15 protein-coding genes are annotated in these 26473 nt (G+C 71.2%); 4 read left to right on the top strand and 11 right to left on the bottom strand.

All coding sequences use genetic code 11. The features are described 5' to 3' along the window. Positions 1–29 precede the first annotated feature (29 nt). The 5 genes from J3R08_RS04925 to J3R08_RS04905 form a co-directional block, all read right to left on the bottom strand. On the bottom strand, positions 30–506 hold the full coding sequence (locus J3R08_RS04925) for a hypothetical protein (protein WP_064447233.1): 477 nt from the start codon (positions 504–506) through the stop codon (positions 30–32). A gap of 149 nt (positions 507–655) precedes the next feature. Next, positions 656–1231 carry a hypothetical protein gene (locus tag J3R08_RS04920; protein ID WP_209960172.1) on the bottom strand — a complete coding sequence of 192 codons (576 nt, stop codon included), beginning with the start codon at positions 1229–1231 and terminating at the stop codon, positions 656–658. 969 nt (positions 1232–2200) lie between these two features. Next, positions 2201–4156 (bottom strand): VWA domain-containing protein, encoded by a 1956-nt coding sequence (locus tag J3R08_RS04915; protein ID WP_209960170.1) that lies wholly within the window; start codon positions 4154–4156, stop codon positions 2201–2203. Positions 4157–4158: 2 nt separating this feature from the next. Then, positions 4159–5640 (bottom strand): magnesium chelatase, encoded by a 1482-nt coding sequence (locus tag J3R08_RS04910; protein ID WP_209960168.1) that lies wholly within the window; start codon positions 5638–5640, stop codon positions 4159–4161. Positions 5641–5698: 58 nt separating this feature from the next. Beyond that, positions 5699–6667, bottom strand: a complete 969-nt coding sequence (locus tag J3R08_RS04905) for an aldo/keto reductase (protein WP_209960166.1) — start codon at positions 6665–6667, stop codon at positions 5699–5701. A gap of 57 nt (positions 6668–6724) precedes the next feature. Here J3R08_RS04905 and mgrA point away from each other — a divergent pair, with 57 nt between their 5' ends. Further along, complete coding sequence (gene mgrA, locus J3R08_RS04900) at positions 6725–7714, top strand: L-glyceraldehyde 3-phosphate reductase (protein WP_209960164.1); 990 nt, start codon at positions 6725–6727, stop codon at positions 7712–7714. Position 7715: 1 nt separating this feature from the next. Here mgrA and J3R08_RS04895 read toward each other — a convergent pair whose 3' ends face one another. Then, the gene (locus J3R08_RS04895) at positions 7716–8621 is read right to left on the bottom strand and encodes a lytic polysaccharide monooxygenase (protein WP_140946168.1); all 906 of its coding nucleotides are present in this window, start codon (positions 8619–8621) and stop codon (positions 7716–7718) included. Positions 8622–8776: 155 nt separating this feature from the next. Here J3R08_RS04895 and J3R08_RS32370 point away from each other — a divergent pair, with 155 nt between their 5' ends. Next, on the top strand, positions 8777–11209 hold the full coding sequence (locus tag J3R08_RS32370; RefSeq protein WP_209960162.1) for a DUF4153 domain-containing protein: 2433 nt from the start codon (positions 8777–8779) through the stop codon (positions 11207–11209). A gap of 35 nt (positions 11210–11244) precedes the next feature. Here J3R08_RS32370 and J3R08_RS04885 read toward each other — a convergent pair whose 3' ends face one another. Together J3R08_RS04885 and J3R08_RS04880 are read right to left on the bottom strand one after the other, a co-directional pair. Next, entirely contained in the window at positions 11245–11586 is a 342-nt protein-coding gene (locus J3R08_RS04885; RefSeq protein ID WP_043326359.1) for a VOC family protein, read from the bottom strand. Beyond that, the gene (locus J3R08_RS04880; RefSeq protein ID WP_209960160.1) at positions 11583–12527 is read right to left on the bottom strand and encodes an AraC family transcriptional regulator; all 945 of its coding nucleotides are present in this window, start codon (positions 12525–12527) and stop codon (positions 11583–11585) included. Before J3R08_RS04880 ends, J3R08_RS04885 begins: the two co-directional genes overlap by 4 nt. A gap of 70 nt (positions 12528–12597) precedes the next feature. Between J3R08_RS04880 and J3R08_RS04875 the strand changes: the two genes are divergently transcribed. Continuing rightward, entirely contained in the window at positions 12598–13086 is a 489-nt protein-coding gene (locus tag J3R08_RS04875) for a DUF1772 domain-containing protein (protein WP_209960158.1), read from the top strand. A 94-nt stretch (positions 13087–13180) separates the two neighbouring features. On the opposite strand, the gene J3R08_RS04870 is transcribed toward J3R08_RS04875, so the two are convergent. The 3 genes from J3R08_RS04870 to J3R08_RS04860 all read right to left on the bottom strand — a co-directional run bounded on the left by J3R08_RS04870 (position 13181) and on the right by J3R08_RS04860 (position 25469). Then, on the bottom strand, positions 13181–14308 hold the full coding sequence (locus J3R08_RS04870; RefSeq protein WP_209960156.1) for a hypothetical protein: 1128 nt from the start codon (positions 14306–14308) through the stop codon (positions 13181–13183). A gap of 63 nt (positions 14309–14371) precedes the next feature. After that, positions 14372–21037: a polymorphic toxin-type HINT domain-containing protein gene (locus J3R08_RS04865; RefSeq protein WP_209960154.1), complete on the bottom strand. Its 6666-nt coding sequence runs from the start codon at positions 21035–21037 to the stop codon at positions 14372–14374. Between the two features lie 79 nt (positions 21038–21116). Further along, positions 21117–25469 (bottom strand): LamG-like jellyroll fold domain-containing protein, encoded by a 4353-nt coding sequence (locus tag J3R08_RS04860; protein ID WP_146074810.1) that lies wholly within the window; start codon positions 25467–25469, stop codon positions 21117–21119. Positions 25470–25888: 419 nt separating this feature from the next. Between J3R08_RS04860 and J3R08_RS32615 the strand changes: the two genes are divergently transcribed. Further along, positions 25889–26110 carry a type II toxin-antitoxin system prevent-host-death family antitoxin gene (locus tag J3R08_RS32615; protein WP_167435536.1) on the top strand — a complete coding sequence of 74 codons (222 nt, stop codon included), beginning with the start codon at positions 25889–25891 and terminating at the stop codon, positions 26108–26110. Positions 26111–26473 lie beyond the last annotated feature (363 nt).

Genomic DNA, 26473 nt, shown 5'->3' with positions numbered 1-26473 from the left:
GGGCGGATCGGCGGCGGGCGGTCCCGCGGTCAGGCGAGGTGGGGCTGGCGGCGCAGGGCGCGGAGCTGGGTCAGGTGCAGCGGCAGGTGCACGCGGATGTGCAGGTCCAGCGCCCTGCCCCAGGGCAGCGACTCGTCCACGTCCAGGTCGAAGCCCTCGCGCAGCACCGTGTCCACAGGTGTCTCCGCCGCCGGGCCGAGCCGGTCGGCCAGCGCGCACAGCTTCTGGCTGGTGGCCCGGAACAGCACCGCCAGGCCGTCCAGCCCGCCGCACTCGGACACCAGCGCGTCCAGCTGCGGCCGGTGAATGGTGTCCAGGTCGTAGTAGGCGAACGGCGAACCGGCCAGCACCGCCTCGGTCGCCTCGCTCATCAGCTCGTCGTTGGCGGCGAGGTGCGCGACGATCTGCTCGGCGCTGAGTTGCCCCTCCGGCGGCGGCCCGAACCCGCCCGCGTCGATCTCCGCGAACAGTTCGTCATACGCCTGCCGCAGTGCCGCGACGTCCACCTCGTCCATGTCCCGCATCCAACCCCCGTCGCTGCCGCGCCCACCCCGGCTACCGCGCCCGGTTCACCCGGACGGGTCCGGACAGGCGTGAAGGCCGGCACCCCGTTGGTTCGGGGTGCCGGCCTTTCGCTGTGTCTTACGTGTTCGTCTTAGCTGTTCCAGTGCTGGGCGACGAGGTCGGCGGCCTGCTGTTCCCACTGGGCGTAGTGGTCCGGGTACGCGGACACCTGGACGGTCTGGGCGGCCTTGGTCAGCGGCATGTCCTTCCAGCCGTCGACCTGCTTCAGACCCTTCAGGAACGCGGTCGTGGAGTACTCGGGGTCGGTGATCTGCTCCACCGTGCCCCAACCGGAGGAGGGGCGCTGCTGGAACAGGCCCTGCGAGTCGTGGTCGTTACGGTCACCCAGGTGACCGAGGTTCTCCAGCTTCGACTCCTGCAACGCGGTAGCGATCGACACGACCGCGGCACGCTCGTCCATGCCGGCCTTCTTCGTCGCCGCGATGATCGCCTTCACGTTCTTGGTCTGCTCGTCATTGAGGTCGATGCGGGACTGGTCGCCCTGCACGCCGTGCGGAATCAGCTTGTCGGACTGCACCGTGGCGGTGACCGGCTTCGCGTGCGCGGTGGTGTCGGCCGCGTGGGCGGCGACCGGGCCGGCGAACACGCCACCGGTGAAAGCCAGACCAGCAACACCCAGAACGCTCTTACGCAGAATCGTGTTCATGATGGGGGCTCCATTCGGGGGTCGACACACCCCCCGGGGGGACCGGGGGTGCGTGGGCACCGTCAGGCGCTCAAGAAAGTCTCAAGGGGATCCCGGCTGCTCGCGGGGCTGGGGGCCTCTCCGCGGCGCCGGAAGCATGTCCAACGACCGTCGACCCGGCATCATTCCCGGGCGCCTCACGCCACCGGGGGGCGGCGCGGGGTTCACGTCGTCGGAACCAGGCTCAACGACCAGCCGGACGAGATCATTCCCCGCGGCTCACGCCGTCGCACGTACTCAACGGCCTGAGGTCTGTTCCCACAGCCGACGCGCTCGGGGGCGCGGCCTTGCTCGGTCGTTCACCCGGTTACAACGCCACCGGCCCGCCCACGATTCCGCCACCAAAGTGCCGCCCACCACCCCCAAACCCGACACCCCGCCCACACACGCCAAACCCCACCGCGCCCAGCCCGGCCGCCTCGCTCCACGCCCTGTTGATCAAGGAGTTTGCGGCCCTTTCCGGCACCCACGAGCCCACTAACTCCTTGATCACCGCGATCTTGGAGTTGCGGCACCTCACGAAGGGCGTCAAGCCGGGCATCCCGGGCACCACAACTCCAAGGCCCAACAAACCTCCACCAGGCCCCCACACCGGGTTGATCATGAGGTTAACGGCGACAAACCGGACACCAAGTGCCGCCAAGTTCATGATCGACGCGACCGGGCAGGACGGTGCGCTGGACGGGAGCGAAGCGGCCGCGACCGGCCCCGCGATCTTGCAGTTTGCGCCCTCCGAGCACCCGATTTGCCCTGTTTGCGGGGTACCAAAGTGCAAGATCGCGCGCACTTAGGGGGCCTGGGGTCGGGGATCTTGGAGTTGTGGCGCCTCGCGAAAGGTGTCAAGCCGGGCATCCCGGGCGCCACAACTCCAAGATCGACGAGAACAGGCGGGGACGCGGGGACGGGAGCGGGAGGACGAGGGAACGCGGGTCAGCGGCGGCCGTGGCGGGCTCGTAGGTAGTCGGACACCACGTACTCGCCCAGGTCGTCCAGGTCGGGGGTGAACATCCGGCCACCAGAGCGCCGCGCCACCGCGTCCACGAACCGGCGCAGCCCCGGGTCGTCGCCCAGCATGAACAGGTTGAGCGTGGCGCCGGACCGGGTCAGCCGGTCCACCTCCCGGATCGTCGCCGAGATGGTCTCCGGCAGCGGCGGCCAGTGGAAGTACGCCTCGCCGTCCTCCGGGTCCAGGTGTGCGGTCGGCTCGCCGTCGGTGACCACGAGCACCACTGGCTCGGCACCAGGGTGGCGGCGCAGGTGCCGGCCGGCGAGCCGCAGCGCGTGCTGCAGGTTCGTGCCCTGCTGCATGTCCGGCTCCACCGCCGCCAGTTCCTGCTGGGTCAGCGGCATCGCCTCCCGGCCGAAGCCGACGATCTGCAACGCGTCCTGCGGGAACCGGGTGGCCATCAGGTGCGACAGGGCCAGCGCGGTCTGTTTCATCGGGCCCCAGCGCCCCTGCGAGATCATCGAGTACGACAGGTCGACGCAGAGCACCACGGCCGCCGACGCCCGCCGTTCGGTCTCCACCACCTCGAAGTCCTCGACCGCGAGCGGCACCGGCACTCCGGGGCCGGCCCGGCGTACCGCGCGAGTGAGTGTGCGCACCACGTCCAGCGGCTGCTCGTCGCCGTACTCCCAGGGGCGGGACGCCCCGCTCACCTCGCCGGCCGCGCCCGCGGTGCGCAGGTCGTGCTGACCGCGCGGGCCGGCGGTCAGGTCCGAGAAGACGCGCCGCAGCGCGGTGCTCGCGAGCCGGCGCAGCGCCTTCGGGCTGAGCGTCAGCCCGTCCGCGTCGCGGGTGACCCAGCCCTGGCGGCGCAGTTCGCGTTCCAGTTCCTGCAACCGGCGTACGTCGTCGGCGGCGTCACGGCCCAGCGTGCGGGCGACCGCCTCCACGTCGACGTCGTCGAGCGTGGCGCCGGGCTGGTCCTGGTCGAGGGAGTCCAGCAGTTCGTCGAGTTCGGCGATCTCGTCGAGCGCGCCGGTGGCCTCGCCGTAGCCGAGCGGCTGGTCGCCGCGTACGCGCTCGCCGCGCTGCCAGTTGAGGTCCGGCCGCAGCGACCGCAGGTGCGCGTCGAGCTGGGACAGCTCACCGGCCAGCCGGTCGCCGAGCGACTGGCGCATCAGTCCGGCCAGTTCCTCGCGCTGCCGGTCGGACAGCGACCGCATCAGTCGCTCACCTGCAGCCGCCCGCCGGGCCAGCACGTCGATCAGCTCGTCGACGTTCCTGGGCCGCTCCGGGAAGAACTCCCCGTGCCGCCCCATGAACTCGGCGAACGCGTCGGTGGTGTCCTCCGAGCGGGCGTGCCGGGCGAGCAGGTCGTTGAGGTCGCGCATCATCTCGGCGAGCTGCCGCTGGGCGGCCGGGTCGGCGGCGGCCCGCGCCGCGTCGCGCAGCCCGGCGAAGCGCTGCTCCAGCACGTCGCCACGCAACCCGTCGAGGATGCGCTGGTAGGTCTGCCGGGCCTCGGCGCTGACCCAGTCGTACCCGGAAAGCTCCGACACCGCGCGGGCGGTGGAGCGGGGCAGGTTGTCGAGCACGGCCTCGGCGAACCGGGCGTCGTCGCCGTCGCGGCCGCGCAGCTCGTCGCGTTCGGCGGCGAGCGCCTGGTCGAGCAGCGCGCGGGCCCGGGTTACAGCGCCGTCCAGGTCGCCGCGGCGCAGCGCCTCCCGGCGCAGGCGGCGGGCGCGGGCGGCCAGGTCGTCCAGGCCGCCCCGCCCCTGCGGGCCGCGCCGCAGCAGCTCACGCAGCGACTCGCGCAGGCTGCCGCCGGCGAGCACGTCCGAGCCGACCGCGTCCACCGCGGCGCGCACGTCGTACGGCGGGGCGAGCGGGTCGGGTCCGCCGCGCCACTGCCCGTACCGGAAGCGGTTGCCGCCGGCCATTGTCAGTCCCGGTCCCCGTAGACGGTGCGCCCGGAGTCGGTGACGTCCTTGCCGAGCCGGCGGGTCAGGTGCAGCCCTTCCAGCACGAACTCGATGCCGGCGGCGGCCTCCTCCGGGCTGGGCGCGTCGCCGAGCCCGAGCCGGTCGAGCACCTTGGCCAGCCCCGGTACGGTGCCGACCTGGCGCAGCAGCTCGGCCGAGGAGACCAGTTCCCCGGTCTCCACGGCGCCGCCCTCGGCGACGATCGCGGTGAAGCCGGACAGGTCGAGCCCGGCCAGGCGGGCGCGGAACGTCTCGGCGGTGGCGGTACGCAGCAGGTGCGCGAGCACCTCGATCTCGCGTCCCTCCTCGCCGCTCTCGAACTCGACCTTGCCGCGCAGCGTGGAGGTGACCGACACGGTGTCGCCGATCCGGGCCACCGGCGCCTCCGGCCGGGACGCCGACCCGGCCCCGCCACCCGAGGCAGCAGAGGCACCGGCCAGCAGACCGGAACGACGCAACGCGGCGGCGGCCACCGTCTCCGCGGCGGCGATGGCGAACCGGGCGGACACACCCGAGCGCGGGTCCACCGACGGGGACTCCCGCACGTCGCGGGCGAACCGGGCCAGCACCTCCAGCACGTGTTCCGGTACGACGGCGACCAGGTCGGCCTCCTGCCGGATCAGCGAGAGCTCCAGGTCGAGGTCGAGGGGGTAGTGGGTACGGATCTCCGCGCCGAACCGGTCCTTGAGCGGCGTGATGATCCGGCCCCGGTTGGTGTAGTCCTCCGGGTTGGCGCTGGCCACCAGCAGCAGGTCCAGCGGCAACCGCAGCTGGTAGCCGCGGACCTGGATGTCGCGCTCCTCCAGCACGTTGAGCAGCGCCACCTGGATGCGTTCGGCCAGGTCGGGCAGCTCGTTGACGGCGAAGACGCCCCGGTTGGTACGCGGTACGAGCCCGAAGTGGATGGTCTCCGGGTCGCCGAGCGTGCGCCCCTGGGCGAGGCGGATCGGGTCGACGTCGCCGATCAGGTCGCCGACGCTGGTGTCCGGCGTGGCGAGCTTCTCGCCGTACCGCATCGAGCGGTGCAGCCAGCCGATCGGCAGGTCGTCGCCGGCCGAGTCGACCAGTGCCCGGGAGGCGGGGGTGATCGGGTGCATCGGGTGCTCGTTGAGCACCGAGCCGGGAATCACCGGGGTCCACTCGTCCAGCAGCGCGCCGAGCGAGCGGATCAGGCGGGTCTTGCCCTGCCCGCGTTCGCCGAGCAGCACCATGTCGTGCCCGGCGAGCAGCGCGCGCTCGACCTCGGGCAGCACCGTGTCCTCGTAGCCCACGATGCCGGGGAAGCGGTCCTCGCCGGAGCCCATCCGGGCGAGGAGGTTGTCTCGGAGTTCCTGCTTGACCGTGCGGTACTGGTGGCCGGCCGCGCGCAACGCGCCGAGCGTGCTCGGCAGCTCGGCGGGCGGGACCGAAGGAACCTGGTTGGGAGCGGTCACCCGATCCACGCTAGCGCGCTCCGGTGACCGGCGGCGCCCGTCGCCACTGACGCCGCCGGAGCGCCGCTCACCTCCCGAGGCGGGCGCGGACCATCCGGGGCACCGCGGCCAGGCCGGTGACCGGGCGGAACGCGCGCGCGGCGGCGACCAGCGCGGCGTACTCGTCGTCGGTCAGGTCGATCTCGGCGGCGGCCGCGTTGCGTTCCATCTGCTCGACCCCGGACGCGCCGGGGATGGCCACCACGTTCGGGTGCCGCAGCACGTACGCGAGCGCGATCTGGCTCGGCGTGGCGTCGTGCGCGTCCGCGACCTCGCGCAGCGTGGCGATCAGCGCGGTGCCGCGTTCCAGGTTCTCGGGCAGGAAGTACGGGTTGGCCCGGCGTACCGCCCCGGCGGGCGGGTTCGTGGCGTCGTAGCGGCCGGAGAGGAAACCCTGCGCCAGCGGCGAGTACGCGATGACGATCCGGCCGGCCTGCTCCGCGTACGGGATGAGCTCTTCTTCGGGGCCGCGGTCGATCATGCTGTAGCGGACCTGGTTGCTCAGCACCCGGCGGCCCAGCGCGGCCTCGGCGAACCGCCACCGGCGCAGGCCGTAGTTGCTGACGCCGACCTCGCCGACCAGTCCGACGTCCTGCAGCGAGCGCATGCCGCGCATGGTGGTGGTGTCGGCGACCACCGGGTTGGCCTGGTGCACCTGGTAGAGGTCGATGCCGTCGACGCCGAGCCGGGCGGCGGAGGCGACGGCGCGCTGCTGCACCACGGGGGCGACAGGCAGCAGCGGGAAGATCTTGCTGGCGACGACGACCTTGCTCCGGTCGTCGCCCAGCGCCGCGCCGAGGATGCGCTCGCTGCGGCCGAAGCCGTACAGCTCGGCGGTGTCGAACAGGGTGACGCCCAGGTCGAGCGCCCGCCGGACGATCTCGGCGGCACGGCGCTCGTAGTCGGGGCCGTAGCCCCACTCCTTGGAGCCGAACTGCCAGGTGCCGAGGCCGATCTTGGAGATGGGCTTGGGGGTGTCGAGCTGCACGTAACGCATGTGGCCGAACGTACCCGCGCCGCTGCGACAGCACTCCGCTGCGGACAGAATGGCCCCGTGACATACCTCGCCAGCGACGACCGTTACCACGAGATGATCTACCGGCGCAGCGGCCGGAGCGGGCTGAAGCTCCCCGTCATCTCCCTCGGCCTGTGGCACAACTTCGGACCGGACCGGCCCTTCGAGCGGCAGCGCGACATCGTCCGCCGCGCCTTCGACCTCGGCATCACCCACTTCGACCTGGCCAACAACTACGGCCCGCCGCCCGGTTCGGCGGAGGAGAACTTCGGCCGGCTGCTCGCAGGCGACCTGAAGCCGTACCGGGACGAGCTGGTGATCTCCAGCAAGGCCGGGTACCTGATGTGGCCCGGCCCGTACGGCGAGTGGGGCTCGCGCAAGTACCTGATCTCGTCGCTGGACCAGTCGCTGCGCCGCCTCGGGCTGGACTACGTCGACATCTTCTACTCGCACCGCTTCGACCCGGAGACCCCGCTGGAGGAGACGATGGGCGCGCTCGACGCGATCGTCCGCTCCGGCAAGGCGCTCTACGTGGGCATCTCCAACTACGACTCGGAGCAGACCGAGCGCGCCGCCGAGATCCTGCGTGACCTGGGCACGCCGCTGCTGATCAACCAGCCGTCGTACTCGATGATGAACCGCTGGACGGAGAGCGACGGCCTGCTGGACACGCTGGAGGGCGTCGGCGCCGGCTGCATCGCGTACAGCCCGCTCGCCCAGGGCCTGCTCACCGACCGTTACCTCACCGGCATCCCGGCCGACTCCCGGGTACGCACGAGCGTCTTCCTCAACGAGGCCGACCTCGACGAGGAGACGATGGCGACGGTCCGGGGGCTCGCCGCGGTGGCCGAGCGGCGCGGTCAGACGCTCGCCCAGCTCGCCCTCGCCTGGGCGCTGCGCGACCCGCGCATGACCAGCCTCATCACCGGCGCGAGCAGCGTGGCGCAGCTGGAGGGCAACGTGGCCGCGCTGGACAACCTCGACCTCGCCGGTGACGACCTGGCCGAGATCGAGGTCCTGCTCGGCTGACTCACCAGACGCGGCGCCGCCCGGCGCGGTGGTTGCGGACACCGCACGGCCGTCCGGGCGGAGGGCCGCCGGCCCGGCTCAGCCGCCGTCCGACCACTGCCGCGGCGAGCAGCGCGACGACGAGCGCCGCCGCGCCGAGCACGAGCGGCCGGGACAGCGGTCCGCCGTCGGTCACCGTCGCCACCGGCACCGCCGGCTCGTCGTCGGTCGCCGCCCCGGCGAGGGTACGCGGAGGCGACGCGCTCGCCTCCGGCGCTGCCGGTGTCGCGTCCGGCTCACCGCGTGCCGCCCGGAAGATCACGTCCGAACAGGAGTAGTAGGTGTCCTGGGTGTCCGAGTTCTGCCAGATGACGTAGACGATGTGCCGGCCGGTCCGGTCGGCCGGCAGCCGCCCCCGCATCTCGTACGCGCCGGAGCGGATCGGCGGGTCGGTGACCTGAAGGAACGGCTTCTTCTCCAGGTCCGCCCAGGTCAGCCGCCGCTGCGGCGAGTACGAGCCGGTGGTGACGTAGAACCGGAACGTGCCCTGGTGCGGGATGGTGGTGCGGTAGCGGAACGTGTGCCGGGCGCCGGCGGTGAGCGTGGTGGCCGGCCAGTCCGCGCGCGGCAGGTCCAGCCCCCGGTACGCGGACAGCCCGCCGCTGCACAGTTCCCCGTCCGGAATGCGTTCCCGGTCCCGCCCGTCGACGCGGGCGACCCGGATGTTGTCCCACTCGCGTACCGCCGCTCCGGCGGCGATCGCGGCCCGGCACGCGGGCGTCCGCGCCCGGCCACCGCCCTCCGGCCCGCACGCGGCGGCCCGGCTCAGCGGGCTGGTCGGCGCACCGTGCGCGCCGGCCGGCGTGGCGGCGAGCGGCACCGTCACGGCGACGGCGGCGAGCGCGGCGAGCGCGCGGCGTGCGGCCATGTGATCGACCTCCCGCGCACTGGTACGGCCGCGAGACGTCAAAGGTTCGATCCGCGCCGATCGGCCGGGCCGACGTGACCGAACGGACAGACGGGGCGGCGGGGCGCATGTGGGGGGACCTAGAGTGACGAAACCCTGTGATCGAGGAGCGTCCCTTGCCCGAGCCGGAACCGTCCCCCGAGCCCTCCCGCGCCGCCCCGGCGAACGGGCCTCCCGCGGGCGACGTCCCACCTTCCCAGCCCTATCTGCTGGTGATGCCCAGCATGGAGGGCGCGCCCCCACCGGTGCCGTGGCCCGGCGCGGAGGGGCAGCCCGGCTGGGCGATTCCGGTCACCGTCCCGCCCGGCACCCAGGGGTACGCGCTGTTCCTCCCGCTGGTGCCGGCGGCCGGCCAGCCGAGCGCGGTGCCTGCCCAGGCGACAGCACCGGCCGTCGAACGCTCCCCGGTGGAGGATGCCGCCCTCTCCCCCACCACCGGCGACGTCGCCAAGACGCCGCCGACTTCCGCGGGCGCGGGCGTGTCCCCGGCCGGGGACGGTTCGACGGGGGCGGCGGATCATGGGGAGCCCGCCACCGCACCGGCCGACCGTCCGGCGGAGCCCGTCGCCGCCACGCCGGACGCCGCTCCGGCGGCCCGGCCTGCCGCCACCCGAGCCGACGGAACCCCTTCGGCTGCCGAGGACGCCGCATCGGCGGGTCCGTCCACCTCGGGCGCCGGCACGACGGCTCCGGCCACCGGTTCGCCTGCCGCCCCGGGTTCGTCCCCGTCGGATGCGCCGAACCCGCAGGCCGGCTCCGGCACACTGGCCAGTTCGGGCGCACCGGGTGCGCACCCGCAGGCCGGTTCCGGCGCGCCCGGCACGCCGCACGCTTCCAGCCGGCCCGGGACCCCGAGCACGCCGCCGATCCCCGGCGCGTCGCCCGCGCTGATCCCCGGCGCGTCGCCCGCGCCGGTCACACCGCACGCTCCGGGGATGCCGCAGCCTCCCGGTCGGCCGGTGGGCGCGCCGCCGTACCCCGGTGTGGGGTGGACCGGCCATCCGCAGGCGCCGGTCTGGACGCCGCGACCGCCGACGCCGCGGACCTCGTTCCTCGGCGCGCGGTGGCCCGGCCCGAAGGCGGCGACCGGCCGGGCCGTGCCGCTCGCGGTGCTGGCCGGCGCGGTCGGCGGCGCGGCCTTCGTGCCGCTGGGCCGGGTCGGCGTCGGCTGGTTCCTGGGGTGGCTCACGCTCACTGTCGCGGTGGTGCTGGCGATCCGGTCGAAGACCGCTGACCTGCCGCGCGCCGACCGGCTCATCCGGGCCGGGTGGGCGGCGGCCGCGCTGGCGCTGATGGCCGTGCCGGCGTTCCGCAACGCCTGGTGGCTCGTGACGTTCTGCGTGCTCGGCGCGCTGGGCTGCGCCACCCTCGCGATCGTCGGCGGACGGTTGGTGCGATCGATCCTGTTCGGCCTGGTCGCCACGCCGTTCGCGGCGCTACGCGGCCTGCCCTGGGTACGCCGGCACGTCACCGCCTCGGCGTCGGCGGCGACGGTGAGCAAGGTGACCGTCTCGGTGGTCGCCACGGTCGTGGTGCTCGTGGTCTTCGGCAGTCTGCTCGCCTCCGCCGACGCGGCGTTCTCCGAGGCACTCGGCTCGCTCGTTCCCGAGACCGACATGGGTTCGGTGTTCAGCTGGGTGTTCCTGGCCGTGGTGGGCGGGCTTATCGCGGTGGCCGCGGTCTACACGCTCGCCGCGCCGCCCGACCTGTCCACCGTGGACAGGTCCGGCGAGCGGCGGATCGGCCTGCTGGAGTGGGCCCCGGCCATCGGCGCGCTCGTCCTGCTGTTCGCCGGGTTCGTGGTGGTGCAGTTCACTGTGCTCTTCGGCGGGCAGCAGCACGTGCAGCGGGTCGCCGGTCTCAGCTACGCCGAGTACGCGCGCAGCGGCTTCTGGCAGTTGCTCTTCGTCACGCTGCTGACGGTGGCGGTGCTCGGCGGCGTGGGCCGCTGGGCGCGCCGGGAGCGGCCGGTCGAGCGCGTCCTGCTGCGTGTGCTGCTCGGGCTGATCAGCGCGCTGAGCGTGGTGATCGTGGCGTCGGCGTTGTCCCGGATGTGGACGTACCAGAAGGTCTACAGCTTCACCGGCGAGCGGATCTTCGTGATGGCGTTCGAGATGCTGCTCGGCACGGTCTTCCTGATGATCATCCTGGCCGGCGTCCGGTTCAAGGGCCGGTGGATTCCCGGCGCCACTGTCGCGCTGGCCGTGACGATGCTGCTCGGCCTGGCGGTGCTCAACCCGGAGGACTACGTCGCCCGCCGCAACACGCTGCGGTACGAGCAGACCGGCAAGATCGACGCCTGGTATCTACGGGCGCTGTCCGCCGACGCGACGCCGTCGCTGGCCAAGCTTCCCGATCCGGTACGCCGATGCACGCTGAGCTGGATAGCCGACGACCTCGCCGAGCCCGACCCCTGGTACGCCTGGAACCTCGGTCGGCAGCGCGCCCGTAAGGCACTGGAGGAGGTCGGCCCGCAGGCGGTCGGCGGCCCGAAGGACTGCCGCCGGGCGGACCAGTTCGACCTGCCGAAGACGCGCGGCCCACGCTGACGTCGCCGACCGGGCCGCGGATCGCCGCGGCCCGGTCAGGCGGGGCCGCCGCCGAAGCCGATCTCGTTGCCGTCCGGGTCGTGGAAGATCGCCTTCCGGACGCCGTTGTCGTAGGTCTCCTGCGCAGCCGGCTCCAACCCTCGGGCCGCGATCGCCGCGAGACGGAGTTCGAAGTCCTCGACGAAGACAGTCTGCATGGCGTGACCGGCGTGGTCGGGCCGCACCTCGATGTAGAGGTAGCGGTGCTCGGCCAGCTCCCACACCGCCTCGTGGTCGTTGGGCAGGAACTGCGGCGGAGCGCCGAGCAGCCGCTCGTACCAGGCCGTCGACACGGCGATGTCGTGGATCGGGACGCCGGCGAACAGGTCGACAGTCATCCGGTCAATCTAGCCGCGTCGACGTGCCGACGAGGGCTCGTGCCGTACCGGCGTTTGAACGCGGTGCTCAGGGCGAACGAGCTGCCGTAGCCGACCCGGCGGGCCACCGCGCCGACAGTGGCGCCGGGCTCGCGGAGCAGGTCGGCCGCGAGCGCCAGCCGCCAGCCCGTCAGGTACGCCATGGGCGGCTCGCCCACCAGGGCGGTGAACCGCCGGGCCAGCGCCGCCCGCGACAGCCCCACCTCGGCGGCCAGCGACGCCACCGTCCACTGCCGGGCCGGGTCGTGGTGCAGCATCCGCAGCGCGCGGCCGACCACCGGATCCGCGTACGCCCGGTACCAGCCGGGCGCGGCAGCCCCGGGCCGTGCGAACCACTCCCGCAGCGCGGCGATGAGCAGCAGGTCCAGCAGGCGGTCCAGCACCGCATCCTGGCCGGGGTCGTCCTTGACGATCTCGTCGGCCAGCAACGGCACGAGCGGAGAGTCCCAGGACTCACGGCGGACCACCGCCAGCGGCGGCAGCGTGTCGAGCAGCCGCCGCCCGACAGTGCCCCGCACCGGGTACGTGCCGGTGAGCAGCACGGTCCGGCCGTCCGGTCCGTTGCCCCAGGTGCGTACGCCCCACCGCGTCATCGCGAACAGCTCGCGCCCGTCCGGCGTGGTGCAGCGCTGCCCCGGGTGCACTACCACCTGCGGCGCCGTGGCCGGGTCGTCCGCCACCGTGTACGGGGCCGGGCCACGCACGATCGCCACGTCACCATCGCCGAGCCGCGCGGCCTCCCCCTCCTCCGGGACGATCCAGGCGTCCCCCCGCACCACGGCGACCAGCGTGAGCGGCGCCTCGTCCCGGATCAGCATCGACCAGGGCGGCGTGAGGATCGAGCGCAGCAGGAAGGCACCCCGCGCCCGGGGACCGTCGAGCAGGCCGGAGACGGCGTCCACGAGACGATTGAACACAGGATCGCGCGTCCTGGCCATGGGCCGTCTCACCGCGCGGCGGTTCGATGAACACATGCGACTCGTACAACAACTGACGCTGGTCGGCGCCACAGTCGGGGCCGGGCTGATGGCGGGCCTGTTCGCCGCGTTCGCGTACGCGGTGATGCCGGCGCTGCGCGGCGCGGACGACCGTACGTTCGTGGACGCGATGCAGCGCATCAACGTCTCCATCGTCAACGGCTGGTTCCTGCTGGCCTTCCTGGGTACGCCGGTGCTGGCCGCGCTCGCGGCGGTGCTGGCGTGGCGCGGGGCGGTCCGGCCGGCGCTGCCGTGGATCGTCGCCGGGCTCGCTCTCTACCTGGTGATGTTCGTCGTCACCGTGGCGGTGAACGTGCCGCTGAACGACGCGCTCGCGGCGGCCGGTTCCGCCGATCTCGGTGCGGCACGGGAGCGCTTCGAGTCCGCCTGGGTCACCTGGAACCTGGTCCGGACGCTGGCGAGCACGGCCGGTTTCGGCGCGCTGTGCTGGGCGCTGGCGCTCGTCGGGCGGGCGGCCGGTTGAGCGGATTCCGGCCGGTTCAGCCCATTGCCGGCACCACCCGGATTGCTGGCACACCGCCGTTCACCAACTCACACCACCGGTGGGCCGGCGGTCATCAGCGGGGGCCGAAGACGGTGCCCAGCTTGGACAGCCGAGCGTTGTCCAGCTCCCACTGCAGCACGGTATCGAGCGTGTCGAGTGCCCGCCCCTCGACCGATGCCTTTGTACTCTGCAGGCCGTCGACCACCTCGGGCAGGGCCGCCACCACCGCTGCGGTGGCGGTCCGCATGGGCTCTTCGGCGCCGTCTGCCACGGCCCGGATCAGGTTCACCACCGGGATGCGGGCGGTGCCCGCGTACCGCCCCGCGATCCGCTCCAGGCCGGCCGGCTTTCCGGCCCCCGCCTCCCGCGTGGCCGCGGACAGCCCGGCGAGCAGGAACTCGGCCAGTTCACTGCGGCCCACGGCGAGACCGGGCAGCACCGCCGCGACCGCGGCCCGGGTCGCCGTCTCCACGGGCGTCTCGGCACCGCCGTCTTCCGGGGCGTCCGCTTGGTAGGCCAGCCGCCGCCGACCCGCGGTGCTCATCTGGAACAGCACCATGAGCGTCATCGCCCGGTAGAAGTCGCTTACCCCCGCGGCACCTGCCAGCGCGGCCAGCCGCGGCACCGCCCCCGGGGTGGCGGGCACCACCGAGCCCTGCGGGAACGCGTCGCTCGCGATCGCTGCGATCAGGTCGCCCACACCGTCGAAGGTGCGGCCCTCGAAGGGCACCACCTCGGCGGCCGCGCGAAGATCGGCGGCAGGACGACGGAAACCGCCGCACTTGAGTCCGGGAGGCGCGGGCAAGGACGGCGCGACGGCTGCCTGCCCGCCGACGAGCTCCGCGCGGATCCGGTCGGCCTCGGCCCGGTCGAGCTCGTGCACGAGGCCCTCCCGGGAGAAGCGCTCGATCGCCTTGTCCGGAAACTGGCCACACGCCGAGTTGACCTGCCCGCCGTACTTCCGGGCAATTGCCGCAACGGCCTTCTTCTCGGCCGGTGAGACCTCCAGCGGACCCTCATAGGGCGGGTCCACGGCCAGCGAGTGAACTCGCCACCAGCCGGCGAAGCGACCCTCCAGCGGGTCGGTCGGCACCTCCCGTACCGCGACCAGCAGGTGGCCGCGCTCGGCCAGCTTCTCGGCGACGGCATGGGCCGAGACCTCATCCGGCACCGACACGACGAAGCGCATCTCACGAATCACGGCGGCATTCTATCGACGATGGGTCGGGCTGCCCGGCGCCACAAGCGCCGGGCAGCCCGGTGCTCAGAGCAGCAGGGTGCCGCCGTTCACCTTGATGCCATACAGTGAGCCGTTGCGGTAGATCTCGAAGCCGCGCTGCCCCTTCGGGTATTTCTTCTTGCCGCCCGCCGCGGGAACCGCCTGCCGCCACTTCGAGCGTCCGGTGAGTCGGCCGCCGCGATCCCGGATCGAGTTTTCACACCAGGGACAGACGTTGCGACTCGCCGCGCCGTGCAGCGGCTCGTACTTCGAGTCCACAGCGTGCTTCAGGGCGTTCATCTCGGCGTGCAGGTCGTCGAAGTTGACCGCTTCTTCCTCGTTGCCGCGCAGCGCCGCCCTCTGCGCCGCCGTCAGTCCCTTGCCGTTGGCCGCGACCACGTCGACGTAGGTGACCGTGCCGTCCGGCAGCACCTTCTTGCTGCGAACGATCGCCGTCGTGCCGAGCTTCCACTGGAAGTAGCCAGCCGCCGTGCCGTCCCGGCGCAGGTCGTGCAGCTCCTTGGCTCGGTGCTCGAGGATCGAGCAGGCTTCCGCGTTGTGAACCAGGACCGGCGTGCCACCGGCGACGACGTAGTACGTGTCGATGTCGTCGACGTCGAGGTTGTGCACCGTGGCGACGGCACCGTAGGCGACCACCGCGATGACCGTGACGCGGGCGCCGTCCGGCGTGAGCAGCTGCATGCCCGCCTTCAGCACGCCGGCGTCCAGCCACTTCCGCTCGTCTTCCACCCAGATCGGGTGGCCGTCGGTGGCGGCCACGGTGCCGTCCTCGACGCCGTCGCCGTCGGCGTCGATGGTGATCTTCACGAGCTGCTTGTCACCGGTGCCCGTGATCAGTGACGTGACGGGGCGGATGCCGTCCTCACCGGTCTCCGGGTTCCGCGCGACGACCTGATCATCCAGGTCGACGTCCTCGATCGGCTTGGTGCTGCCGTCGGCCATCAGCACCCGCGTGCCGGGCAAGAAGCTGTTGCAGCCCTTGGAGAAGACACCCTTCGCGGCGTTCTTCAACGACCCGATACCTCGTGCGGCGTTCTTGGCCTGCCGGACGCCGGGAACCATGCCGGCGATGCCCGACGCACAGCCGCCGACGTCACCACCCACACAGGACTTGGCCGTGTCGATCGCTCCGGCGACGGCCGCCACCGCACCGGCCGCCGCAGCGACCACCTGCGCGGGCGGGGGCAACACCGCCGCGACCATCGCCACGGTGCCGGCCACCGACGCGATCGTGCCGGCGTTGTCGACCACCGCCTTGGTGGCCGCCTTGGCGCCGTTCGCCACCGCACTGGCCGTCTTCTGGATGCCATTCTTGATGGCACCCCAGAACAGGCCGTCCGGGTCGGAGAACGTCGTCGGGTTGTTGTTCGAGTACGCGTACGGGTGAAGCCGTTGCGGGTCGTGCTCGTCGATCTCGGGGTCGACCGAGATGAACGCGCCGGTTCTCGGGTCGTAGTACCGGGCGCCGAGCAGGGTCAGTCCGGTCGGATCGTTGATGCCGCCCACGAACCCGCGCTGGCCCGAGGGCCACTGCGGGGTCGGCGATCCGTCGCGCGGGTTGCCGTACGGGTCGTTGTACTTGATCGTCGCGGCCCGGGTGACCGAGTTGACCGCCCAGGTCGCGGAGTCCTGGGCGTCCGACGCCAGCCAGATGATGTCGCCCTTGCGGCTGGTGGTGTCGGTCCGTGACGCGATCGTGTCACCCGCGTGCTCGTAGTACCGCGTGGCGCTGGTGTTCGCCGGCGACGAGGTGTACTCGTTGCCGAACAGGAAGGCGGTGGCCGCCCCCGTCGGGTCGATCCGCGCGATGCGGTTGCCGTCGACGTCGTACACCATCGTGGTGTCGCCCTCCGGCCCGCTGATCTTGGTCAGCTTGCCGTGCGGACTCCACTGGAACGTCTCGGTGCGGTCGCCCACCTTGCGGTACTTCAGGTTGCCCCGCTTGTCCCAGTCGTAGTGGTCGACCTGCTCACCGGTCGTAATGGTGCGCACGCCGTGCGGCTGGGCACCGGCCGCGTACCCGTAGATCGAGCTCTTGTCGGTGAGCTTGTCGCTGGTGGTGGTCCGCGACCCGTGTTCGTCGAACGCCCAGGTCTTCCAGTACGGCGCCTTGCCACCCGCAGCGGTCGGGCCGGCGCACTCGGTGGCCACCTGCGTCCAGGCCTCCGTCAGGCGACGCAGGTGGTCGTAGGTGAAGCACTGGACGTCTTCCTCGCCCGCACGCGGGTTCTTGTCCGCGTCCACCGGCCGGTTGGCGACCGAACGGACGTTTCCGACCTCGTCGTAGTCGTACGTGACCGCGGCCACGTTCGGCACGCTGCCGTCGCGGTCGAACCGGAACTCCGACAGCCGCCGGGTGGCGTCGTCGTAGACGTAGTTCTGGTACGCCTGCGGCTTGTCCCCGACCGGAGTACCGAGCCAGCGGTTGAGCACCTCGCCGTACGGCGAGTAGGTGGTCCGGTCGACGTACGTGCGGGTGGTGCCGGACGGCGAGGAGGTGCCCGCCAGCTTGACCACGTTGCCGAGGTCGTCGTACGTGCGGGTCAGGCCCTCCTTCTCCATCGGGCCGATCTTCGGCAAGCTGGAACGCAACGGCAGGCCGTTCGCGGTGTACGTGTACGTCGCGACGTAGGTGCCGGCGAGCCCTGTCAGCCCCGGCATCGCCGGGATGGTGACCTCTTCGTCGACGACCTGGTACGCGTCGCTGTACTCGAAGATCTCCTTGGTGAAGGAGTGCCCGCCGACGATCGAGGTCGACTTGCTGAGGTGTCCCTTCGCGACAGTGTCGTAGGTCCACTCCGCCGCCTTGACGCCGTTGAACAGGCGCTGCTTCTGGCGGCCCAGGTCGTCGTAGGTGGTCGAGACCATGTCGCCCTCGGCGTCGGTCGACTTGGTGACGTCGTCGCCGTTGTTGTACTCGAGCACCGTGGTGCCCTTGTCCGGGTCGACCGTCTTGATCTCACGACCGCGCAGGTCGTACTCGTACCGCCAGGTGAGGGCCCCCTTCACCACGGTCTCGACGTCGCCGCGCGGCGTGTATGTGTACGACGTCTTGTCGAACGCGCCCTCCGGCTCGGGCCCGTGGAACTCCCGCTCCTCGATGACGTCGCCGTCGACGTTCTCGATGGTCGCGGTCGCGGTGCCGCCCTTCGGCGGCGTGACGGCCACCTGCCAGCCCGCCGAGTTTCCGCCGTACGCCGTGGTGGTGCCCCACTTGCGGACATTGTGCGACCAGAGCGCCTCCTCCACGACGCGCCCCAGCCGGTCGTAGGTCGACACGGTCCGGCTGCGGTCCTCGCCCGGTGTGATGTTCACCAGTCCGGTGCCCGGCCTGCCGAGGGCGTAGTTGCCGTCCGACTTGTACTCGACCTGGCCGCGGTCGTTGTAGCCGGTGCCGGTGACCAGGCGGGCGTCCTTGCCGTCCTTGTCCTTCTGCGCGTCCTCCTGGACCTGCACCGACCGGTAGAGCGAGTCGAACAGGCCGATCTCGCTGATCTGGTTGTTGTTCGGGCCGAGCCGCTTGGTGGTCACCGCCAGCGGCCCGTTGTTGCGGACCAGGTAGGAGAACTCCAGGTTCGGCGTGGCGGTCCTGGCTCGACCGGGCAGCCAGACCTTCGCCAGCCGGCCCATCGGGTCGTGCTCCAGGTCGGTGCGCTTGTTGTTGGCGTCCAGGATCGAGGTGGGCGTGGCCCACGCCGGGTTCTGGTCGGTGATCACCTCGTGTTCGAGTGGGTTGCGCGTCCGGGTCTGGGTGACCGGGCCGGGACCCGCCGGGGTGTAGTACGTCTTGCTGGTCTTGCCGAGCGAGTCGGTGTTGCTGGTCGGCCGGCCCAGCGCGTCGAAGGCCGCCCGGGTGGTCACCGTGTACTTCGGCGCGCCGTCCATCCACTCGTCGAGCGTGTCGACTCGGGTCGCCCTGCCCTTGCTGGGCACCGCGCCATGTGTGTCCGACCCGTCGTAGTAGGTCTTGACGTCGGCGACGACGTCGGCCGGCCGGGACACCGTCGCGCCACAGGCCTTGGACACGGTCTCGCTCCGCGACACCAACCCGCGCAACCAGAGGGCGTCGTTCTGCACGTACGTGTTACGGGTGCACGACTCGTCGCCGGTCTTGCTTGTGTCGCCCAGTTCGTACGCGACCTCGGCGTAGCCCTCGTCGTCGTACGTCGTCCGGGTCTCGCTCTGCTCCCAGGTGCCGGGTGCGAGCAGGCGGCGCTCCTTCTTCACCGACGGAGCGATCTTGTACGCCCGGTCCGATCCGCCGGTACGCGTGCGGGTCGCGGTCTGCTTGACCCAGTACGACGTGATCGACGATTCGACGACCGCGGTGCCGTCGAGCGAGGCCACCTCGAGCGTAGAGCCGGCGAGCGCGGGCTGGTCGGTGTAGCTGTTGCCGGCCGAGTCGATGACCTGCACGCTGCGGGTCTTGTCGCCGGGCAGCGGCTGGTCGTCGAGGCCACGGAAGAACTGCTTGCGGGTGACCAGCGGAGCCTGCGTGCCGCCGACCGTGGCGGTCACCCGGGAGTAGCCCCGCCACTGACCGTAGGTGCGGTGCTTCTTCTTGGTGAACTCGCCGTCGTCCCAGCCCCAGAGCACGTTGGTATTGGTGCCCTCGTTCGAGTACGCGTAGCGGGTGGTCACCGGCGGCTGGCCGGCGGTGTTCTCGTACGTGGTGACCTCCTTGACCACGTACTTGCGGAACCAATCCCTGGTCGGGTCCCAGTAGCCGTCCGGGGTCCAGTACACCGGGTAGCAGAGCCGGCTGTTGTTCTCCACAGCCGGCAGGTCGTTCGCGTCGCAGTCGGCGTCCGAGTAGCTGACGAAGATGTCCGCGCCGGACTCGGTGCGGATGTTCTGGACCCGCCAGCGGGAGAAGAACTCTGTTCCGGCGATCGCGTTGACCTGGTTGGCCAGCTCGACGCCGGTGAACACCACCGGCGGGTCGGTGACGGTGCCACCGACGTGCCCGGCGTGCGTGATCGACTTGAGCCACAGCGACGCGGAGCGCGCCGCCTTGGGCGCCTTGAACTCCTGGTCGAGCGTCCATGACTCGACCGGGTCGAACCCGGTCGCGCTCGTGCGGATCTGAGTGGTGATCTTGGTGAGCCGCTTGATGGAGTAGAAGACCGGCGCGAGCTTGTCGGTGCACGGCTCGGCGGTGCACTCCTTGTCCCACGGCACGTCGGGCCAGTTCGCGGTGACCGGCTTGCCGTCGGAGTAGCACTCGGTCGCAAAGCACCGGTCCGCTGTGCTGAAAATGATCCGGCCGGTGGCCGCGACGTCCGGGTACGCCGTGTGCAGGCCGTACTCGATGCGCTCGAGGTTGCCGCCGCGGTCGAACGAGACGCGGTTGCTCTTGTCGCCGGCCGCGCCGTAGTGCCCGGTCTCCTTCTTGTAGAAGTAGCGGGTCATGTTGCCGTGGACGTCGATCTGCTTGTCCAGCAGCCAGCGCCAGACCTGCTGACAGGACGAGTCCTTGAACACGTCGGCGTGGCAGTCTTCGCCGTCGTGGTTGCCGAAGACCGGCACCGACCACCGCGAGTTGGACGTGGCGACCTCGGCGGCGAAGAAGTTACGGGTGCCGTCCGGGGTCGTGATGATCCACCGTTCGGTGGTCGCGGTGCCCTTCTTGGCGGGCGAGCCCTCCAGCTGCACCTTCCAGTTGGCGTCCGCGGCGGGCCGCCAAGTGCCCGTCGCGTCGTCCTTGACCAGCGCCGTGTTCGTTCCGCTCAGCGAGACGGTGATGTTCGGCGACTTGTCCTTCCAGCACTGGTCGAGAGTCTTCTTGTCCTTGTTGTTCGGGTCTTTGCCGGCGACCTTGTCCACGTCGTCCTGGCAGGTGACGTAGCTGCGCTCGATGTAGCCGGGGGTGTAGTCCCAGCCGTCGCCGGCCCAGGACGCCTGGTTGTTGTTGCCCGCCATCCGGCCGTCGACCATCTGCGACGAGTAGTTCAGCGCGACGTCCGGCACCGGGCCGGGCGCCGGAGGCACCTTGATGGCATTCGAGTAGTTGAACGCCCCTGAGCTGTCGCCGGCCGTCCACGAGCCGGACGCCTGCAGGTCGCTGGCCTTGTAGTCGCCCTCACCGGACTCGGTGTCCGCGGAAAGGGCGAGCATGGTCGGCCCCGCCGCCGTCAGCGCCATCGGCGCCGCCAGCGTCGTCGCCTGCTTCGCCGTCTTCAGCGGCACCGCGTCCTGGCACTCCGCCTTCTGCGGGGTCGTCGCCGCGCACGCCGGCAAACGGCTGAGGTTGAGTCGGCCCGCCCAGCCGCCGCCGTACATCTGGCTGAAGCTGTCGATGTCGACCTCGGTCTCCACGTCGCCGGGCTGGTCGCCCTCGACCGCGAGCACCGGGCCGCTCAACCCCAGCTTGGTGGACTGCTCCTCGGGCAGGGACGTGACCCGCACCCGGTCCGGCGCTTTCTTGCCGGGTATGGCCTTGACCCGCACCGTGATCGAGCCAGCCTTGCCCTCGACCGCGCGGCCGGCGGCGCCGGCCAGGACGATCTCGGTGGAGCCGGCGGCGGGCCAGCGGCCCTTCTCCGGCCCCTTCCAGGCGCCGCCGTCGGCGGGCAGCGGGACCGGGTCGACCTTGACGGTGCCGAAGTTGGTGGCGGCGACGGACTGGCTGTCCCGCTCGCCGTCCAGCGCCTCGGCGACCCAGTTGTAGGTCAGGAAAGAGGTCAGCATCAAAGCCGAGGCAGCCAGGGCGAACCCGCGCCGGTCTGATGAGAAGAACTTCTTTTTCTCAGTCATGAACGTTCTCCGGTCAGGCGTGGGCGAAGGTGCCGAAGAGGTCGGGGTCGACCGTCGAGGTCCAGACGCGGACGTCGTCGACGATGCCGCCCAGGTAGTTGGAGCGGGTCCCGCCGGTCAGGGCGAGACAACCGACTCGAAGCGGGGAGGATCCAGACCACAGCGAGCCGGTCAGTGTGGTGCCCTCACCCTGCGGCTCGCCGTCCACATAGAACGTGAGCTTGTTCGTCAGCCCATTGAAGACCGCCGCCACGTGCGTCCATGCGCCAGCCGCCGGGGCGGCCAGCGAGCGCACCTCCGCGGTCGGCGCGTCAGCGGAGTCACCGCCGGTCATCACCACCCGCAACCGGCCGACGCCGGCCGCGTACTCGATGAGGAAGCGGTGCTTGACGCTGCCCGACTGCGACAGCACGGTGCGGTCGCCGGTCAGGTCGTCCAGCGATACCCAGGCGGCGACCGAGAACGACTCGTTCGCCTGAATCACCGGCGCATTGGTCTCGGCGCACGAGCCCTCGTCGAGGGCCAGGCCCAGCGCGCCGTTGCGGCTGGCGAACCGGTCCTGCTCCCAGTGCGGCTCACCGGAGGCCATCGAGAGGTGCCTGGCGTTGCCGGAGCGGTCTTCCAGGTTGGTCGGCTCCTCGGCACGCGGCCCCTCCAGCGGGTACCAGGCCTGCACACTGACCGGCGGGTTGGCGTTCTTCACGGCGGCAGCCGCGGCGTCGGTGAGCGCGCCGCGCCACACTTTCACATCGGTGATCGCGCCTCGGAAGAAGTCGTTGCGCGCGCCGGCGTACTTGGCGCAGCCGAGGCTGAGCACACCGGACGCGTTCCAGTTCGCGCCGGTCGACCGCACCACGGACGCCGCCTTCGCGCCGTTCACGAACAGCGACATCGTCTTGGTGGTGGCGTTGTAGGTGGCGGTCAGGTGCGTCCACTTGCCCACCGTCGCGGCGAACGCGTCGGTGCTGCCGCCCGCCCACTCCGAGGTCGAGGTCTCGGAGTCGGAGGCCTTCATCATGAGCGCCCAGAACGGTACGCCGGCAGCGTTCGTGCGGGCGCCGAGAAACAAGCCGCTGACCCGGTTGCCGTCGGTGCCGATGATCGTCTGGTTCATCGCGCTCGGGTCGTCCAGACGGGCCCAGACGGCGAGCGTGAACGACTCGTCGCTGCGGATCACGCTGTGCTGCGTGGTGGCGCACCGGTCACCGCTGACGTACCAGGCGGAGCCCGGCCGACCGTACGCGTCGTCGGTCCACTCCATGGGAACCGTCGGTGCCGGCGTCGGCTCGGGGGTCGGTTCCTCGGACGGATCCGGCGACGGCTCCTCGGTCTCCTCAGGCACCTCGGGACTACCGGTCGGGTCCGGCTCGTTCGGGTCGCCGGTCTCGGTCGGCTCGGGCGTCGGCTCCTCGCCCGGCGGCGGGGTCGGGCCACCGCCCGGGCCCGGATCGGGTGCCGGGTCGTCGGTGACCTCGGGCTCCGGGGTTGGCTCGGGCGTAGGCGGCGTCGCCGGGGCGGGCACGGTCAGCGTGTGGCCGTGGTTGCTGGCGTCGTCACCGGTGCCGCGTAGCTTCCAGGCCGCAGCGACACCGGCCGGCAGTTCGTCGCGCGCCGCGGCGATCTGCGCGTCGCTGAGCAGGCCGCTCCACATCGCGACGTCGTCCACCGCGCCGATCAGATGCTCATTGATCACACCGGCGGTACCGCCGCAGCCGACCAGGGTGCGGGCGGTGCCGCGCCACGGCAGGGCGCCGATCGCGGTGGTCGCCTGTACTGCGCCGTCCACATAGAGCCGCATCGTCTTGCCGACCGGGTCGACCGTGGTCGCCACATGCTGCCAGCCGTTGAGCGGCGGGGAGGTGGTGCCGCGGGCGATCGTTGAGGTTCCCGTAGCCGAGTCGGCGTTGGTGATCGCCGTCTGCCAGCGGTCACTGGCCTGGTCGTAGGAGAGCGCGAAGGCCGGCGCGTTGGTGCCGGCGACGGCCAGCACGGTGCGGTTCGACCCGGCCGCCTTGCTGGTCAGCTTGACCCAGGCCGTGGCGGTGAACGCCGCGTCACTGCGCACCACCGGAATCGTGGTGGCGCAGCCCGTACCGGTCAGGTCGAGCGCGGTGCTGCCGTGGTTCAGCCGGTCCGCCGAGTACGTCGGCGTGCCGGAGACCGTCCACCGCAGGTCCTTCGCGGTGGACGCCTCACTGGTGTTGCCCTCGTCGTCGATGGTGCCGGAGTCGTCACGCAGGTTGCTGGTCATCCGCCAGACGGCCATCGGCTCGACCGGCGTGACCCGCCCGGTGAAGATGTTGTAGATCGCCCGCGACGAAGAGTTGAGGGCGTTGTCCCGGGCCCACACGTAGATCTGTGTCAGCCCGCTGTCCGCGGTGAAGGTGACCTCCGCCTTGCCGGCCGACGCCGTGACGTTCGACGACTTCACGTCGACGCCGATGCCGTAGTCGAAGCGCTCGACGCCGGAGAGCGCGTCGGTCGACGAGAAGGTGAGGGTCACCGGCTTGCCCAGCTCGGGCGTCGGGGTGCCGGCCTTGCGGGCGATCACCGGCAGGGTGGGCGGCGTGTGATCCTGCCGGAAGTAGCAGGTCTTGCTCCAGCCGGTCTTGTCCGTGCCGTCGGTGGCGTAGACCCTCCAGTTGTAGCTGCCGTCCGCGAGCACCGGGGTGGTCCAGGTCGCTTCCTTGCCCGAGGCCACCGCGGCGGAGGTGTAGTCGGCCGGCGCCGTCGGGCCGTTCACGTCGAAGACGAGCCGCACCGAGTTGTCGGCGTCGGTTGCCGTGGCGTACAGGGCCGGGGTGCTGTCGTTGATCCAAGGACCGGGCGAGGCGGCGCAGTTACCGCCCGGCGCGGTGCGCACCGGCACCGGCGAGGTCGGCTTCGACTGGTACTCGACGACCAGCTTGATCTTGCCGCGCTCGGCCTTGACCCAGTGGCCGCCGCTCTCGGTGGGCACCCGCAGGCCGAATGTGATGGTGCTGTAGTTCTCGTCGGCATGCCGCTGCACGTGGGTCTTCACACCGCCCGCGTTGAACTTGACCCAGGCCGGCTTCTGGCCGCTGCAGCCGCTGTTCACCTTGACTGTCTTGGTATGGATCGCCTTGCCGTGCAGCCACTTGCCCTTCATGCCGTTCCAGGTCGGGGTGTTGCCGTCGATGGCGTTGGTCTGCCAGAGCGCCAGCGACTCACCGGCGCACCAGGCGCTGTGCGTCAGGTAGGCGTCGACGCTGGGCGTATTGATGACCCGCTTGCCCCTGAGCGCGCTGATGTCGAACTGCATGTGCGCGCGCCACACGTCGCCGTAGTTGTCGTAGTTGGACCCGATCCGGATGACCTCACGCGGCCAGGCGTCGCCGGAGACCCACTTGGTGTCCGGCCGGGAGTCGTTGACCGGAATCCACTTCGCGTAGTACTTCGAATAGGTCGGGTCGATGTAGACAGGGAACGTCGACTGCGCGGACAGCAGATCCTCGTCGACGCTCACCGTCAGCCTCTTGCCGGCAACCCGTACGTCCAGGTCGGACCGGCGGGCGAACTCGCTCGGAGCCTCGGCGGTGGACGGCTCGGCCACCCGCGGTGGGGCGAGGCCCTCGGGATCCTCCCGGCGCAGCGCGGCGGTCTGCGGGTCACGGACCTGCCGGGTCGAATCCCAGGCCATCGCCTTGGGAGCGCCGGCGATCACACCGGCCGGGCCCTTGATGACGATCTCGTCGTTGGTCTCGGTCACGGTCGCCGAGCCGCCGATGACGTAGGCCGTCTCGCGCACCTCGGGGTTCGCGGCAGCCTCGGCGTTCTTCACTACGAGCACGTGCGAGAAGCCGCCGGGCACGGCACGCACCACCAGGTCCACGCCCGGGTGAACCTCCGGGTACGTGACCGAGTCCTCGCGCACGACGCCGGCCGGCAGCGGCGCGGGCCAGGTCAGCGTGAAGTCGGCGCCACCCTCGCGGTAGGTCGCCAGCGGGCCGGTGCCACCGGTCGAGAACGACACGTCGGCCGCAGCCCTGGGCCGGAACCGGCCGTCCGCGCCGCGCTCGAGGTTCGTGTCCAGCGCGATCCAGCGGTCGTTTCGCTCGACGCGCTGCGGCTCGAGGTAGGTCTCCATAGAGAAGTCGCCGCTGGGCAGGGCGACGACCTTGGTGGTCTCATCGGCTTCGGCGAGGACCTCGACGGGCTTGTCACAGAGCTCCGCGAGGCGCTGTGCCGCCGCCTCTGTCTCGGCAGCCGGCTCACTCTCGGCGACCACTCCGGACGGACAATCCGCAGCATGAGCGGCGGTAGGTGGTGATGTAACGACTGAGAGTAACGTCGCCAGGATCGCCAAAGTGGCGCCCTGCGCGATGCGGGCGTGCGCCATCGTCATTTGTGTTGCTCCCCCGTGAACCATGCGATGAAGTCGTTCTCGCGCAGGGTTCAGCGGTTGCCCATCTGCCCCCGTACGGCAAAGCGCGTGGGCAGATGGTAGGAGCCAATGGTGACCTTGGTCAATGAGCTTTCACCTGACTGGCGCTGCCCCTCGGTCAGATCCTCGCCCAGGCAAGTCGTGACAGTGTTTGACGTGTGGGGCTTGAGGTAGAAGCGCCGCTGTTGGTGGCAGCAAGGCCGCGCTGCCATCATCGCTGGTCTCGTCACTGTCCTGCGTACCGGCTCTGCTACCTGCGACACCGACCGCAACACCGACCGCCGCCAACCGGCATCACGCCCGCGACAGCACCCGCCCGCTGGCATTGTTCGGCACCTAACGACTTTGCCGGGGCCGTGGTCCCAAGCCGGGCAACACTCGTGCTCGACGACGTCTTCGACGACTCGCAGCTCCGTCACGGGGCTTCCAACGCCGTACGGGAACTGCACAAACGCAGCAGCGAAGTGACCATGCATGGTCGGCCGTCCGCTGTGCTGGTCTCGGTGGAGGACTTGAAGCGTCTGGAGGAACGGGTCGCGGTTCTCGGGGATGCGGGCACCCTGTGGCGGCCGGCCGACTCGACGCGGAACGTGCCGAGGTGAAGAGGTGTCTGCCCGCCCTCGCGCGGAGATCATTCGCGCCCGTCGCGCCTCGGTCGCGTAAGGCCCCGGCCGTCACTGTGGCCTCGTACGAGTTCATGACCGGGCCGTTGGCGCGAAACCCTGCCGGGTCGGGAAGCGTCTGCTGCCGCCATTGTCAGATCGATTCAGCGCCCGGCGAGGCACCTATCGGATCATCTACCGCATTGACGATGACATTCACACCGTCACTGCTGTGGAAGTGCTTATCGAATTGACGTGTACCGCCCATGACGCCCCTGGCTCCGTGCCCGATCGCGACAGGCATTCAGTGCGGTAGGTGCCGTGTCGATGAGTGTGGCTGACCAGGCTGCGGTCCTTGAGGCT

This window comes from Micromonospora sp. HB375, from assembly GCF_017872985.1.
Lineage (GTDB): Bacteria > Actinomycetota > Actinomycetes > Mycobacteriales > Micromonosporaceae > Micromonospora > Micromonospora chalcea.
Note: the sequence above shows the minus strand (reverse complement) of the source record. Positions and strands in the feature narration are given on the sequence as shown.